Raw genomic sequence first — 15,280 nt, 5'->3', positions numbered from 1 at the left:
CTAAGTAATACCTTGCTAATTTTATAGTAAGGGTAGTTTTTACGACAATCAAGAATAATAAGGCGGTCAGCGCAAGCCATATGACTATTTAACAATAAATAATATAATTATGAGAAGATTACGAATAACACATGGATCATCGTTCTACAGCTCCCCGGTAGACCAATGTTTTTACTGCGAACGCCGTCTTAGTGGCTATCATAGCTGGACTAACCTGCAACGATGCAACGACCTATTCCGCCCATCGACCAAACTGTGCGGAAATAAGATCCGGGTCATCGTGTGCCACACCTGTCAAAGAGCAAAGTCACGGCTTGAGCCTGAAGAATTCCTGGAAATACTGCACGAGAGCTCTGAAAAACAGCAGGAGTTTAAATATATTGACGTATCCCGGATTCAGACTGTGGCCAAAAACGTATCCTATATCCTGAATCATCTGGAGCCGAATCTCAATCAACGAAATCTTACGATCGTCAAGAAAACAGACTCCGAAAAACCACAATTAAAATATCAGGATATTCCGAAAGAACAGTCCAATGTAGCAGTAACGCAAGTTAATACAACCCTGACCTGCTACTATTGTGACAGAGCCTTGGATACTTCGCGGAAAGATCCCAGTTGCCAGATCACACGTGACCATGTACGCCCTATTTCCAAACATCCTGACTCAAGGCTGATCGTATTCAGCTGTTACCTCTGCAACAGCACTAAGGCGAATGATGAACCCGAAGTTTTCCTGGCCAAACTAAAAATTGCACATTATCACGAACAGAACTATAAAAAAATACCTTACCACCAGATCAGCACCATGATTATCAATCTACGCTATTTAATCAATAAGTCCTTACAGCCTTTTGCCTCATACCCTGTCCTAGAGACTCTTCAGCTCTACGATCTTCCGATCCTGCGGCAACAGCTTCACGACAAGAGCAGGCAGCCCTGGCTCGATCAGCTTGATGATTACGCCTTGCTAGAACTGCTCTTGGTATGTCTGAGTGCGCAGACCAGGCGGTCAAGGGATGGCTTAGCCCATGATGCTGCTTTTTTTAATATCTTGCTTTGGCAAGAGCGATTGGAACTCGCTTTAAAAATCGGTTGGGTCTCTGCCTTCTACCGTATTGACACCATTGATTTTCACTCGCTCACGGATGAGAAGGAGTTTGATCAATTTTATATTTTAAACGATCGGGGGCGTGCTGTTTTACAGCTGGAGATGAACCGCCGTGTACAACAAAATAGGCAATCATGATCAGATCGTTAAACCAATTGGAGGACGCAGTCAATGCGTACGGCATACTGCAAGGCAGTTTTCATGGCAGCGCTATCCCGAGCGACAAGTCCATTATAGTGGCCTGCGATGCCCTGATCCGCGATTCCGAACAACTTTATATCAGTCACTCCAAATCAGGCATGGCCAAGGAATCTTTTAGACGCTACTATACCAAATTCAGATTGCTTTTTGATAGATTATATACTTATAAAGCCCATCAATCGGATAGCACCATTGTCAAGCTGCACGAAAGTATCTGGCAGAGCATACAGCATTTTAAAGAGCATATGAATCCCTTGGATGAGCTCCCCATATACGACCAACAGCTTCTCAAGGAGTCCAGCCTCACAAAACTTGCTAAATTATTCGCCCGCTTACGCGCTAAACAATTAGACGAAGAATATCTCTTAGAAATCCAATATGGTATGGACAGTCTGTTTGACGGGCACAAGCCGCCCAGGCTGCTCTTTTATCATTGTGAATGGCTAGACAGCTTTCTCATGGCATTGCAAAGCATCGCCTACGATACCCGTGACAAGTCCTATCCTAAGCGGTTTATGGAATTTCTGATCCGGTACAATTTCAACTACCTCGGTCTCCGCAACCGATGGAAAGAAAATATTGAAAGACAGTTGAGCACGCTATCCCGGGCTGACCAGCTGTCCCGCCTCTTGCTCCTGGAAAAGGAAATCACCCATTACCACCCTTTTCCTAATAGCCACTACGATATCGAGCAGCCCCATCTCAAAATGATGATGAATGAATATATTTGCGCTGAACTGGATTATCTGGAAAAAATCACAAACCTAGAGGCGGAAGCCCAAGATACGCTGGATCAGATCCCTAGCCCTTCCAGCGGAATCCATATGACGCTCACAGGAGAGGGAATCACCTGTCTGTTCCATTATTCCAGCAAAGTTGGTCTTTTTAAGAATAAGCATAAAAGTGACGCAGCCGTAGGAGTAGCCCAGCATATTGTTACCAATCGGGGCAACCGCATCAGCGCCAATCAACTGTCCAAATTCAATAAATTTGAACATATATTCAGCCTATATCTCGTTGAAGATAAGCTCAAGGAAATGCTCCATTTCATAAAAAAAGATATTGAAGAAGTCGAGCTGCGAAAATAATTGAGATTTAAATACCTCTTTAAAATAGATTAAAACGGTTTTCTAAAAAAACTAGGGGGATTCTACTTTATCCCCCTAGCGAACTTGGTCAGCAGATCCAGATACCCTTTGCTCAAACTGAGTTCTAAGCCTCCCTTTCAGTCCGATATCCCCCACCAGCATTTGTCCTAAAAATGTATCCCATCTCCCCTTTTTTAAAATTCACAGTTGTTTAAGGTACTTTAAAGGCTGATTCATCGGCTCAATCCTTCTAGATAGGATTGAGCCGCTTTGTCCTTCCTTTGCTTTCAGACTTACACAGTATAACAATGAAAGCAAAAAAGATTATATACCAGATCATCCTCATCACACTGATGGCCCTTTGGATCCCGATCAGTCTGGACAAGTTCATCAACTATGAACTATTCAAGTCTGCTATGATCCAGCAACCTTTTAGCGACCAGTTGGGTATGTTCTTAGCTTATACCTTGCCTCCTCTCGAACTTGCCGTTGGCCTGCTTTTTATAATGCCAAAGACAAGGATATGGGCATTCAGCTTGTCGTCTTTGATGATGCTCGTTTTTGTGGCTTACGTAGGCTTAGCTGTCCTAAAAGTATGGGGCAAAATTCCCTGCGGTTGCGGGCTCGTATTCCATCAGTTGGGCTGGGTGGCCCATCTTTGGCTCAATATGGGCTTTCTAGTCGTCAGCCTCTTAGGCTTATGGCTTGAGCTCGCCATTTTAAAACATCATTCTCCGGTCAATCGAATCATAGAAAATAATGCCAGTGATGATATTACAAGTTTACAGGTGAATTCAGGTTCACCAACTGCCAGAGAATTGAAAACCAGCCCTAGGCTACAAAAAGAATAGTGTATCAAATCAACAGCGGAACTTGGATTCAAGGCTAATCCGGGTGAAGGGCGCGTCTGCCAAAAGACACTTATGGTATTCCAGCGCTGTTGTCGACGGCTACGTACAGAAAACCGACGCATCGAAGGGATAAGAAAGAAATTTAAAAACTAAAGTAAAAACTTAAAAATTAAAAACATGAAAAATTCATTTAATTCTATTAAAAAACACGGCTTGGCCGTATTTGCCATGACACTTTTATTAGGTTATGGAGGTTTTAGTTATGCAAAATCAATGTTTGCAACAAACTGGTATTTAATTCAGACTCAAGGAACAAATCCTGATGATGACACCATTGGTGCCGTAACGATGGATCCAAGCCAAGGAGGTGAATGCGAAAGCGAACCGCATCCTGAGCGTTGTACTATCCAGTTACAAAATGACAATAACTTTAATCTAGATGGAGTGCAGGTTTCAGCTGCTAAAGCCCTTCCGGGTGTCTCCGAATTAGATCGCACAAACTACAAATAATCATTAAACTTCAAAAAATGGCCTCATATCTAAACGGTATGAGGCCAATTAATTTATCTCGGAAATTGAATAACTTTTGAGTTAACAATAACATTATTGGGCGCCAAAAATGTAAATTTCAAGTCTTTTGCCATTAGCGTATACATTTCCCCAGCTAATGCACGATGAAGTTGAATATTTCGGTTCTCTATAAAATTAAACCGTCTCAGATCAATCCATCGAAGCCCCCTTATCAGTAGCTGTTTGCGTCTCTCTAGCAATACCAGATCCAACGCCGCGTTTTTTTCCAAACCTTTGTATTCTTGGTAGGTATTCTTTGCAAAACGTGTTACCAACAACTCATTTAACTTATCTAACCCCAATTGTACTTGTCCTGCTCTGATCAAACATTCCGCATAAATCAAATACATTTCATCCAACGCCAAGCCGGTGAATACACTACTGGACCCTACATATGAACCTTTGTAAGAGTATAACCCATCGGATTCCAGCTTGAAGAATAAATTTTTCCGAAGATCGTTCTCGGCATAGCTTGTTATAAGATCAGCATTTATCCGTCCTTTGGTAGGCGCTACGGATTCGGTTGAATAGCCTTGATCATAGAAAAGAATCTCTGAATTACCTACACCTCTACTTGGGAACGAGTAACGGCTACTTGCCGAAAAGTTTTGATAATTCAATAATTTACCAGCACCGTCGAGTACCGTTTTCGCTGCCTCCAACGCATCATTGTAGCGTCCCATAGCGAGATATACACGAGCCGACAATGCATAAGCAGTACTTTTTGACGGCTGATAAAAATCAGTCGATTCAACACCCAGCAGTTGCTGTGCAGCTAAAAGATCTTCCAAAATACTATTATACGTCTCCGATACCGAAGAACGAATCGACACTTCCTGCGGATCGGCGGACTTGCGTAAGGGCAAGCCATAGGCGTTGTGTTCCTCATCCCCTATTGGCGCTGCAAACTCACTAGCCAGCTGAAAGTAGGCATTAGCCCGATGGAACAATGCCTTTCCTTTAACCTGATCGTACACGTTTGCATTAGCGCCGGTACGTTCAATTTTGGAAAGCCCTTCCAAGATAATATGAGCCGACAAAATCCGCTTGTAACCATAATTCCAATCCGGACATTCAGTATCCATAAATCTTTCATCCTGCCAGCGGTAAGCATTCTTTTCACCAAAGGTCGTGATCAGATCCCAAGCACTTTCACTTAACGTAAACTCCTCAGCAGCGGCCGATCGCATCGAAGCAGCACTGCTTCCGCTAAAAAGGCTTACATCGCCTAAAAGCAAGTTAAAATCATCTAAAGATTCTGGGATCACCTGCTTACGATCTCTCTTTATATCTAAAAAATCTGGATTGCATGCTGATGTCAAAGCAATAGTCAATCCCAGTATGATTAATTTTTTCATTTTCTTACCATTCTAATTGTACACCAACTGTATAAGTCCGGGGAGCGGGATAAGCTGCTGCAACCGCATCTGGATCCAATCCAACCTTGTTGGCCCTGCAGAGGATGCCAACATTTCGGACATAGCCGAAAACACTTAATCTTCCCTTTTTGCCCATTGGCAGTTGATAAGATAACCGCACATCCGACAGGCGGATATAATCACCTTTTTCAATCATCAATTCCGAATTTGTATATAATGCATCGCGATACAGGTCCATGGTAGCAGGTACCGCAGGAACAGTGGTCATCAGTTCGTCACCCGGTGCTTGCCATCGCTTCAAATAGTCCTGATGTCCGATTCCACTATAAAAAAGTTTAAAATAGTCGATTGTATTCCTACGAAAATAAAAACCATTTTTCCATTCGAGGTTAGCACTCAATTCAAAACCTTTGTATCCGATATGATGGCGCATAGATCCTTGATAAGGCGGAAAATCGGCACCCATGAAACGGATATCGTCCAAAGTTGCATTTGCAGCATATTTGGCATATTCTTGATCACCATTAGGCGTTATGAGTTGGCCGTTTTCAGTGCTAATGCCGTTAAAATGCCAGGCATAAAGCGCGTCTCGGGTATAACCAACACGTGGTTGTGCATTGCTCACCATCTGGTCCATAGAAAGATTACTATTCGCCATATACTTGGTTATTTTATTTTTTGTCATGCTCCAAAGAAGATTGATATCCCATTTGACCACGCCCTGCAATGCTCTTACAGAGAGGTTGAGGTCGAGCCCATTTGTACGGAGGTTAGCATAATTGATCCTATTATCAATATAGTAACTCGTGCCTTCGGGTGATATACCTGTACTAGGATCCAAATAATTGGGCCCTATCAGATCTTTGCCCGATTTAACGTAGTAATCTACCGATCCCGACACCCTTTGCTGCAGCACCGAGAAATCCAAGCCCAAATTGACCGTAGCCAGTTTTTCCCACCTCAAATTAGGATTTCCTGCACTGGTCAACTTTGCATAAGGTAAGCCAGTCGTCAGATTGGCACTACTGATCCGCATGGATGGATATGCACTGATCGTATTATTAACATTTCCGCTATAACCATAGGTTGTACGCAATGTAAGTTTATCCAACCAGTTGGCATGATCCCCTAACAGCGGTAGCAACTGTTCGGATAAACCCAAAGACCATAGCGGTACGCCCCGCTGATTAGTCTTCACCCCAAATAGGTTAGAGGCATCCCATCGTACACTTCCGCTAAGTCCATGCGTCCTGTTCAGCAGATAGGTCGCATTGGCAAAGTAAGAGATGAAGCGATCCACAGTAAAGCGTTCTTCAAATGGGGTCGCCGGTATCACACTTGCGCCATTTGGCCGCATCGTATACTGCTTGCTGTAATCAAGGTTCATCAGGGACGTTCCATTATCCGCACGGTAACCATACAGTCGGTAACCGACATCCCGGCTTAATGTATTTTGGCTGATCTCTGCTCCTGCCAAGGCGACCAATTGGTGTTCTACACTCCATTGCCGCGTATAATCCAGCTGTATCCTGCCATTATGCCCAATGATCTCGCTGTTTTGCCCGTCTTTGATTCCACCAAGTGGGATAACTCTTGTACCATCTGCTTGTGTAAATTGGTTGATCAGATTGCGAACAAAATAACTGTCAGCATCATATAGGTTCTGTTGTTTTACTGCCTGATGTTGATAACGATATTTTACATCAATAGAAAATCCTCTTCCTATTTTATAATTCAAACCGGCACCGAGCGTGAGCTGTTTGGAAAAGGAACTTATATCACGCCTGTCTCGGTCTACAAGCGGGCTAAATGTCCAATCCAATAGCCCTTCGCTTTCGGCTCTGTCGCGATAGGCGTGGTTAAATTGATAATTGACACTGGCGGGTGTGCCGTCCGTGTTTTGTAGAAAAACATAAGGTGACAACCCAGAGCCCGATGCTGTTAGCTGCTGTAGTCTATAACCATTCTGCTGCACCTTATCGGCCACGTAACGCAAGTAGGTATTGACTGTTAGTCGGTTACCTATTTTTAAATCGTGATCGATATTGAAGGTCAGTCTTTGGTCGCCATTGCCTATGATCGATTGTGGATTATAGTCGTAGCTTCCTGAAATAAAGTAGCTGCTCCGTTCGGCACCTCCCCTAGCCTGAATTGCATAGCGCTGGCTTAGTGCACTTCGGTACAGCAACTTTTTGGCTTCCTGCCGGATATCCTGCTGCTGCATTTGCGCTTTTATCGTACCAAAATCTTCTACTGCGATCTCCTTGGCATCACGTTTAAACAACAAACCAACATAATCGGGGATATAAAGAGACTCCATGTTGTAATAATTTCCCTTTCCATATAAGTATTCTTCGAACTCCATCATATCTTTTGCAGGTATAAACTGTCTGTTATAGTGAAGATCAGGCTTTTTTGTCAGCTGCCAATTACTCTGGAAGGAGAATCTGAGCGGAGTACTGAGGTTTCCCTTTTTGCTCGTGAGGACAATAACACCATTCCCCGCCTTAGCTCCCCAGATGGCAGCAGCAGCAGCATCTTTCAGGACTGTTACACTTTCAATATCATTTGGATTGATAGCATTGATATCTCCCTCATAGGGAAAATTATCTAGTATTATCAAAGGTTCGGTAGAAGATTCAATTGAGCTAATGCCCCGCACCCGCAATGCATTGGGGAATTTATTCTCGCCCACACTCAGACTTCGGTCAAACTGCAGACCACTTGTCACACCTTCCAAGCGGTCTAAAATATTACCTGCGGGATTACGCGTGATCGTTTTCTGATCTACAGTCGCAAAAGAGCCTGTTAGCATATTCTTGTTGAGTTTGTAATACCCTGTATTTACGATCACCTCATCCAATTGATTGTCGACGTGACTTAATTGTATCGTTCCTAGGTCCAGAGCCTTTCCAAGCGCCATCGTCATTGGAGCGTAACCCACCATAGTAATCCTGATCTGTTCACTTTTCTTTTTTTCGAAAGAAAAATAACCGGACGAATCTGTTTTCAGCTTTCTTTGATCAGGAGAAGTTGCTATGGTAGCGCCCCGTATACTTTCACCATGATGACCTATCAGACGACCAAAATATGTCTGTGCCAGCACTACCTGTGATGACACGACAAAGAATAAAAAAATATAAAATTTTCCCACAGCACCTCCCTAATAACCGATAACTAAAACAGGTACACGCTGTTTCTCGATTTCTACCCTTAGCCCATAGGCATCCAAGAAGGCATTAAATTCTTCGGACGTTAATTTGGTCTTGGTGAAATACGATCGCGGCAATTCATATGCATAAGGAAAGTCCTTTAGTAAACCTATCCGGTTAAAAGCATTTTCCACATCGATCTGATATCCATTTGTTTTGGCAAGCAAAGCAGCTATGACAAGCGACAGCTTATGTTCACTATCTTTTTCCTTGGAGGGATCATATTGTAGGTATTCATCTCCCGTACGTTTCTGGAGCGGCTGGCTGAACAACCTCCTGGTTTCCGAAATGGATTTTTTTGCTTGGATGACCGGATAGCTTATTGGCGGGGTAAGCCCGATGTGCACATTCCAACCTTTGGTCTTTTTCAGATACTCCGCCCAATATTGCTGCAGCAGAGCTAATCCTTTTTCCTTTCCCAAGGATTTTGGGATACGCATCTCGTAACTGAACAAATTTTCCTGCGACCAAGCCTCATAAAGCGAATCTAGGGCATAAGGCGATAATCCTGTCGCTTGCTTGGTGTCCAATACTAGGTATTTTCTATCGCTAGCGGTAAGATTATTTTTAACGGCGCCATTATCTATATTATAAAACGGGAAAACCTTATCTTTAAAAATATCATAGAGCAAATAATCCAACTTTTGGTTTATTCCATAAAAAAGGATACTATCTCTCTGCTCTTCAATACCACTAATATTTCTTGCATACTCTTCCACATAGCCTCCGATCTTAAAAAACTTCTTAGTATGCAAAACCGTTGCAGGAGCATTTTCATTAAAAAAAAGTGGCTTTGACAGATCAGCTAATTTTACATTCAATGCATTATACATTTTGGGCATCTCACCATCCAACACATTCTTTAAATTCTCAACGGTGGCATACTTTGCATAAGGCTTAGCAATTACCCGCCCGTCTTTGATCCATACCATGTGCGGAATAGAACGTTTGGGAAAATACTGCATTAAAAAAGTATCCGCATAGATTGTCTGATGGTTCCATTTAAATCGGTCCATCAAATGTTGGAATTTATTTATGGGTTCGTAATTAACGGGTACAATCGTAATTTTGGTTGTATCCAGATCGGGTAGAATTTCATGCAGATGCATGAGTGAGCCCAAGCATGGTCTACACCAACTAGCCCAAAAATCAAGAATAATCAATTTATCTCGATCTGCCTCTAGATTACGTGTAAACGTTTTTTGACTAACCCAGTTGATAAACTTGTTTTGATGTACAAAAAATTCATCAGGTATAGTATCACCAATATATAATGATTTACCATTTGGTATCACCATTGGCCCATCGGCCCCGCTGTCCTTGCGGGGCGTCTGAGCCGATAAACTAAACATAGAAACTAGCAGAGCCAATAAAGCAAGAGCTCTGATGCTCTTCAATACCTTAAAAGAATACTTAGATGATTGGAAAACTAAAACCAAGCATGTCAGCGGCATGCGAGAAGTGCTTTTATTATCGAATAAATAAACAAGGTATTTTAAAGCTCTCTGAGCCTTTGAAATACTATCAACGACAAAAGAGCTAATATTAGAGCCCATACGCTCATAAAACGTCTTAAAAGCATCAAATTTAAAACAACTTCCCTCTCTTCCAATATCCAATCTACTATCCTCTCCTTTTGCAGATTGTGTTGTCGCATTATCAGACTTACACCCAAGATCCGCTAGTGAGCTACTGACAGCTTGTGCCTGTTTAGTAACTCTTTGGTATATCTTTGGTAGCTCTTTAGTACCTTTCCAGTACCTTTTTGGTACCCTTTCGGTACATTCCCGGTAGCTTAACGGTGAATTAACGGTACCTTTCGTGCCAAGGAATAGACTAACCAACTCCCTACCAACTCCTGACCAAATTCGTCCTTTCCGTGGGTTTTCATTGAGTCGGCATCGGTTTTTCGTCGAGCCACCCCGATGCAACCCCGAAGAAAATTGGGAGCCCGCTGAATAAAAGGCAGAAGAAAGGCAGGTATTGGTCAGAAGAAAGTCCGAAGGTGGTACGGCTCCATTAGTCAGCACTCGACCAGTACCCCTACAGTATGATCTGCTTAGGTATCTGGCCAGTGCTTGGCAGATGTAGGTATTTTTATATCTCTTGACTGATGTCAATAATTTTAACGTATTCATAATTTGTTGGTTAATGGTTTTGAGAAAGCTGATAAAAAAGATCATAGATGTCCTTACTATTTTCGAGCTCACAGGCGATAAACCGATTGCTACGTAGAAATGAAATTTCTATCCCCGACAGATTAATTCCTTGATAGTGGACTATAAAGTAGGCCATCAGCATCCGGAATAAAGCTATAGTAAAGTGCTGCACTTCAGCCGTACTGATCGCGGGATTTACCTTCCTTTCCCTATCCAGATAAATCGTCAGGAGCTCGACAATATAGTTGCGACAGCTATCCATGTCGTAACAGCTCCAGAACTCTTTAATACATGCTACAGGGTCGTAATCCAAATGATGGATTTCATACATCGCCATATCAAAGGCGACCAATTTCTTAAAAAGCTTGTTCATTTTTTTGGCTTTTGAGGGTGCGTGATTGTATGGAGCTCTTTGAAAAAAGGATCAAAAAAATCCCTTATCGGGTCAAAAGACCCAATACATCACACTGTTAAAAAATTAATTAACTATACCTCAGAATGCCGTTTTACTCTTTATTACAGGTTATATATATGGTTCGTTACGGGCATCCATACTATTAGAAAGAACCGACCCTTTGTTGTGTTACAACAATATCTTGGATAGAAATTTGTCATCCATGAAAAGTTTAGCTAAATTTATGCTGCGAACAATTATTAGCGCAAGCCATCTTCATTGCCTTCAATCTCCATTTAATGTATTGATGTGTAGGGTCGGTGGCAGACACGCAAAGGGAATTGGCTATTCTTTTGAATAGACGAAACTAAACCATTTTTATTGGCTCTTCTCCTTTTACGTGCTGTTTATTTTAATTGCGTCTAATCCGGCGCTCGGATTAAATTTTTGAAATGCTGTTTGGCGGAATACCGAATGAATTGAGACGGGACTCGGTACCACTGGAATAAAGTTTTATTTAACATCGTTATCATAATTTATCTGGATATGATGAACGTCGTTATCTGATGGGGACCGTTTACTTGTTTAGGTTAGCTAAGCAAGGAGCGGTTTCACACTTTGAACCCAGGGGAGCTAACCCTTGTCACCTCTACGTCTGCAAGAGATTTCGAAATGACATCGCCAAAGCTACACGTGAAACCGCTCGCATGCCGCATATATCAAAAGTATAAAAACTTTCTGAACACACAAAAGCATGGAGCGATCTACACGGGTTCTCTCGGCGAATTTTTAGCTCTGTTCGGGTACGAGAAAACGTCGTTCATCAAGGTTATTTACCTCGAATATTAAATCGTCCATACAAATATAACAATAAATATTAAGTGTGGCAATAAAACCACAAAATATATTTTATGAAAAAGAATAAACATTCGAAAATATACAAGGCTATTGGCAAGAATCTTAAGAGAAGAAGACTAGAATTGGATTTAACACAAGAAAAACTAGCAGATAAGATACCCAAAATGGATAGGTCAAAAATTAGCGATATGGAGAATGGAAAGGAAGATTTTGTATTTTCTAAATTATTAGATCTTTGTGACGCTTTGGATTTAACAGTACTTGATGCTCTGAAAGTAGATGACGAATAACCTTATTTACTAATATTAATTATGTGCTTATTTTTTGACTTTTTTGTCTCCCATTTCACCGGCTTTGCGACAATTATTGCCGCTTGTATTGCTGGTTGTATTGCTTATAATTATCAAAAAGGTAATCTTGATATTTCTCATGAAAAGATGGAGAAAGAATTGTTTACCGAATTCAACGGACGATATGACATGTTAAATGATAAGTTATCAGAGTTAGATACTAATCTAAATTTGAAAAACTTAAATAAAGATCTAGAAAAAATTGTTATAGACTACTTTAACCTTTGTGCCGAACAATATTATTGGTATAATAAAAAAAGGATTTCTGAAGAAATTTGGAACAGCTGGCACTCTGGAATGATGTATTACTATCAAAAATACCCTGTTGTCCAGGAACTTTGGGAGAAAGAAACAGAAGGTGAAAAATATAAATCCTATTATTTAGAAAAAAAGCAAGGATTTTTTGAGAATTAATTTACACATTAAGTAAGAAGGATGAATAAAAGAAGAATAACAGTAACCAATTATCTAGCTTCGGGTAATCCTGAGGGTATAATTTTCTCATACATGTTCAATTGGACTGGTCAAGCCATAAAAATACCTCGGAATCTATTTTTGGAAGCCAAATAACTACCAGAATTAAAGAAATCTGGTAGTTATTTTCTTTTCGGCCAAAACGATGAGAATCCTGATGATACACTAAATTGGGAATGAGCAAAATACTGTATAATAAAATAGTATAGTCTTAAATTAAAGCAAATAATGTTTTTAATATTTATAAGCTACAAATGAAAATAACAGGAAGACTTATTATTATCGCACTTACCATTATAACATGTGCACTTTGCTACTTTAATTTCAAAAAAGATGAAATGGCAACATTAATAACTATTATATCTACTATTGTTGCCCTAGCCTCCTGCTGGATTTCATTTGAAGTTTTTCAAAGACAGGAAGCCCTAAATAAACCTCAATTGATCATTGATTTCGACATAAAAAGCCGTCCTCGGATCTTACAATTAATACTCTCAAATTTCGGAAACAGCCCTGCATTCAATGTTTCCGTAGACTGGGATGTTATATTGATTCAAAGAGATGATTCTGCTTTCAATTGTTTGACGGGGCAACAAAACCAAATACCTGTTCTTAATAAAAATCAAACACTCAACTTCTTTATAGACAGCACAGTCGATTTCTACGCAAAGAAACGAGATTTGACATATTCTGGCGTTATCAATTATTCACTAGATAGGAACGGAAAATATTATAGAAAAGAAAAGTTTACCATTTCATTAGTAGGATACAAAAAAACAATGCTCTATCAAACAGAGTTATCAGAGACCTTAAAACAGCTTCGAAAAATTCCTGATGCTTTAAATGAAATAAGATCAGAAATCCAAAACAGGAATCTCTAGCGGATTTATTAATGAGGCTAACATATCTAACACATTTCAATAGAAAATTACACATCAAACCAAGATTAATGGCACACGAACCTAAATTAGAAGTATATAAAATTTATACAAAACCATTCCCAACAACGGAACACCCGTCTTTCGGAAATTTCTTACTGAACAATTTCTCAACCGATGATGAATCACTTACTTATGCTGAGGGATTTAAAAAACTTTTGCAAACGCTTATCACCTCCATAGATACCAATTTTGTATTGAACAATACAAACAAAAAGGGCTTAAGAATAGATGAACCAACAAACGCTATCGAAAAGTCAATCAAAATAGCATCTACTAAACAGATTATTCACGGCACCATAAAAGGAGGACGATACGGTCAAAACAGATCAATTGGATATACGAACAATCCGAAAAAGAAATATACTAAGGTTGCCCAAACGGATATAGTAATGGATACCTTCTATTTTCTTTTGTACACTCCGTTTAAGAGCAATAAAGGTATATTAATGATACAAAGCTACACAGACGATCAAATTAATGACGTTTTTTTAAATTGGTTAAAAGATAATCTGAGCGGTAAAGGCTATTTCAGACCAACTATAGATACTTATTGCCCAACCAAACTTCAAGATGAATTTAGAGAATCAAGCGCAGTAAAAGAATTGAAGTTTACAAAGGATATCTTAATATCGGGTATCGAAACTGAAGATGGAATCTCAACAGAAGAATTTTCAATCAATATTTCAGTTAGATCCAAAGATGGAGGGAAAAAAGTTTCCAAATTAGATTCTTTTGTAAACACAGTTCGAGAGCTCGCATTTGGTAAAAAGGATAATCCGTTATCTTTAGAAGATTTCAACAAGCAAATAGGTATACTTTATAATGGTAGTCACCAGAGCTCTTTCGAACTCGACAGCGACATTAACATTAAGCCTACTATATATCTAAAAGGTAGAATAAAGCTACAAGATGATGAAACTCCAGATTGGAAAAGTTTGCATGATTATTGTCTAAACTTACTGGAAGAAATAAAAGTAGAAGTCTATCCCGAAAACAATGAGCTATCTTAAAATCACAAATTATTTAGGAGTACTTTTAAGAGAAGGGCGCAAGTGGGAATTTAGCGATTTATTAGACCAAAATTCACCAGCAACAGATAAGCAAATTAGACATTACTCTTGGATAAAAAGATTGATACTTTTAACGCCAACTATTTTGATATGCGCTTTTCTCAAACAAGGAATCGATAAAGATGCCGTAGGTTATGCTATAGCTGCATTATCAATATTTATTGGTTTGTTTTCAACTCTAATAATTACTATGTATGGCAGATTTCTGGCAATACCAAAACTAGGGGAAAACGCTACGCATTTACAAGAAATAGAAGATAAAAAAGTTAAAAATTTCATCCGTCAATTTACTTTTATAACGGGAAAAAACCTTCTAGTATCAACGATATCGATAGCTCTAATGTTATTGATACTTGTATTTCCTGATTACATGTCTATAGACGCATATTCGCTTAAATTCGTTGACTCAACTCAACAGATTGACGTTCAATCAAGCCTTCTTGCACTTAATGCAGTAATAGCCATAGCTTTGAGAATATTTATAATTTACCTAGGTTTCGCATTCTTTCTTTCATTGCTATATTCATTGGGAGCATTATTTGCTTTTCTGAAACGAGAATATAAATAGACTGTTTAACCCGGAATCACAGAAATAGACAGCTAAATTACTATTTTAAAAATT

General features: G+C 39.9%; 13 protein-coding genes. 9 read left to right on the top strand and 4 right to left on the bottom strand.

All coding sequences use genetic code 11. The features are described 5' to 3' along the window. Positions 1 to 109: 109 nt before the first annotated feature. From DCO56_RS20315 to DCO56_RS20300, 4 genes are all read left to right on the top strand, one after another. Positions 110 to 1,249, top strand: a complete 1,140-nt coding sequence (locus DCO56_RS20315; RefSeq protein ID WP_146191101.1) for a hypothetical protein — start codon at positions 110 to 112, stop codon at positions 1,247 to 1,249. After that, on the top strand, positions 1,246 to 2,400 hold the full coding sequence (locus DCO56_RS20310) for a hypothetical protein (protein ID WP_108635579.1): 1,155 nt from the start codon (positions 1,246 to 1,248) through the stop codon (positions 2,398 to 2,400). Before DCO56_RS20315 ends, DCO56_RS20310 begins: the two co-directional genes overlap by 4 nt. A gap of 308 nt (positions 2,401 to 2,708) precedes the next feature. Next, on the top strand, positions 2,709 to 3,251 hold the full coding sequence (locus DCO56_RS20305; protein ID WP_108635578.1) for a MauE/DoxX family redox-associated membrane protein: 543 nt from the start codon (positions 2,709 to 2,711) through the stop codon (positions 3,249 to 3,251). A gap of 177 nt (positions 3,252 to 3,428) precedes the next feature. Beyond that, entirely contained in the window at positions 3,429 to 3,761 is a 333-nt protein-coding gene (locus DCO56_RS20300; protein WP_108635577.1) for a hypothetical protein, read from the top strand. 53 nt (positions 3,762 to 3,814) lie between these two features. Here the strand turns inward: DCO56_RS20300 and DCO56_RS20295 are convergent, their stop codons facing one another. From DCO56_RS20295 to DCO56_RS20280, 4 genes are read right to left on the bottom strand one after another with little or no spacing between them, the layout of a single operon-like run. Next, entirely contained in the window at positions 3,815 to 5,179 is a 1,365-nt protein-coding gene (locus tag DCO56_RS20295) for a RagB/SusD family nutrient uptake outer membrane protein (RefSeq protein ID WP_108635576.1), read from the bottom strand. Between the two features lie 4 nt (positions 5,180 to 5,183). After that, positions 5,184 to 8,321 carry a SusC/RagA family TonB-linked outer membrane protein gene (locus DCO56_RS20290; protein WP_181390627.1) on the bottom strand — a complete coding sequence of 1,046 codons (3,138 nt, stop codon included), beginning with the start codon at positions 8,319 to 8,321 and terminating at the stop codon, positions 5,184 to 5,186. A 42-nt stretch (positions 8,322 to 8,363) separates the two neighbouring features. Next, on the bottom strand, positions 8,364 to 10,550 hold the full coding sequence (locus DCO56_RS20285) for a TlpA family protein disulfide reductase (protein WP_146191100.1): 2,187 nt from the start codon (positions 10,548 to 10,550) through the stop codon (positions 8,364 to 8,366). A gap of 10 nt (positions 10,551 to 10,560) precedes the next feature. Beyond that, positions 10,561 to 10,944, bottom strand: coding sequence for a hypothetical protein (locus DCO56_RS20280; RefSeq protein WP_146191099.1), 384 nt, complete (start codon positions 10,942 to 10,944; stop codon positions 10,561 to 10,563). Positions 10,945 to 11,876: 932 nt separating this feature from the next. On the opposite strand from DCO56_RS20280, the gene DCO56_RS20275 reads away from it, so the two are divergent. From DCO56_RS20275 to DCO56_RS20255, 5 genes are all read left to right on the top strand, one after another. Continuing rightward, positions 11,877 to 12,113: a helix-turn-helix domain-containing protein gene (locus DCO56_RS20275; RefSeq protein ID WP_108635572.1), complete on the top strand. Its 237-nt coding sequence runs from the start codon at positions 11,877 to 11,879 to the stop codon at positions 12,111 to 12,113. 21 nt (positions 12,114 to 12,134) lie between these two features. Further along, positions 12,135 to 12,587, top strand: a complete 453-nt coding sequence (locus tag DCO56_RS20270) for a hypothetical protein (protein ID WP_108635571.1) — start codon at positions 12,135 to 12,137, stop codon at positions 12,585 to 12,587. A 314-nt stretch (positions 12,588 to 12,901) separates the two neighbouring features. Continuing rightward, complete coding sequence (locus DCO56_RS20265) at positions 12,902 to 13,528, top strand: hypothetical protein (RefSeq protein ID WP_108635570.1); 627 nt, start codon at positions 12,902 to 12,904, stop codon at positions 13,526 to 13,528. 68 nt (positions 13,529 to 13,596) lie between these two features. After that, the gene (locus DCO56_RS20260; protein WP_146191098.1) at positions 13,597 to 14,598 is read left to right on the top strand and encodes a hypothetical protein; all 1,002 of its coding nucleotides are present in this window, start codon (positions 13,597 to 13,599) and stop codon (positions 14,596 to 14,598) included. Continuing rightward, the gene (locus DCO56_RS20255; protein WP_108635568.1) at positions 14,585 to 15,226 is read left to right on the top strand and encodes a hypothetical protein; all 642 of its coding nucleotides are present in this window, start codon (positions 14,585 to 14,587) and stop codon (positions 15,224 to 15,226) included. The genes DCO56_RS20260 and DCO56_RS20255 overlap by 14 nt, the downstream gene beginning before the upstream one ends. Positions 15,227 to 15,280: the final 54 nt, after the last annotated feature.

The sequence above is a fragment of the Sphingobacterium athyrii genome (genome assembly GCF_003071065.1).
GTDB lineage: Bacteria > Bacteroidota > Bacteroidia > Sphingobacteriales > Sphingobacteriaceae > Sphingobacterium > Sphingobacterium athyrii.
The sequence above is the reverse complement of the archived record's forward strand: the minus strand, read 5'-3'. Positions and strand labels throughout refer to the sequence as shown.

Bases quoted from the DNA above. Each gene is read 5' to 3' on its own strand.
- DCO56_RS20260 (WP_146191098.1), top strand. From the start codon at position 13,597: ATGGCACACGAACCTAAATTAGAAGTATATAAAATTTATACAAAACCA.
- DCO56_RS20315 (WP_146191101.1), top strand. From the start codon at position 110: ATGAGAAGATTACGAATAACACATGGATCATCGTTCTACAGCTCCCCG.
- DCO56_RS20305 (WP_108635578.1), top strand. From the start codon at position 2,709: ATGAAAGCAAAAAAGATTATATACCAGATCATCCTCATCACACTGATG.
- DCO56_RS20265 (WP_108635570.1), top strand. From the start codon at position 12,902: ATGAAAATAACAGGAAGACTTATTATTATCGCACTTACCATTATAACA.
- DCO56_RS20310 (WP_108635579.1), top strand. From the start codon at position 1,246: ATGATCAGATCGTTAAACCAATTGGAGGACGCAGTCAATGCGTACGGC.
- DCO56_RS20295 (WP_108635576.1), bottom strand. From the start codon at position 5,179: ATGAAAAAATTAATCATACTGGGATTGACTATTGCTTTGACATCAGCA.
- DCO56_RS20300 (WP_108635577.1), top strand. From the start codon at position 3,429: ATGAAAAATTCATTTAATTCTATTAAAAAACACGGCTTGGCCGTATTT.
- DCO56_RS20285 (WP_146191100.1), bottom strand. From the start codon at position 10,550: ATGAATACGTTAAAATTATTGACATCAGTCAAGAGATATAAAAATACC.
- DCO56_RS20255 (WP_108635568.1), top strand. From the start codon at position 14,585: ATGAGCTATCTTAAAATCACAAATTATTTAGGAGTACTTTTAAGAGAA.
- DCO56_RS20270 (WP_108635571.1), top strand. From the start codon at position 12,135: ATGTGCTTATTTTTTGACTTTTTTGTCTCCCATTTCACCGGCTTTGCG.
- DCO56_RS20280 (WP_146191099.1), bottom strand. From the start codon at position 10,944: ATGAACAAGCTTTTTAAGAAATTGGTCGCCTTTGATATGGCGATGTAT.
- DCO56_RS20275 (WP_108635572.1), top strand. From the start codon at position 11,877: ATGAAAAAGAATAAACATTCGAAAATATACAAGGCTATTGGCAAGAAT.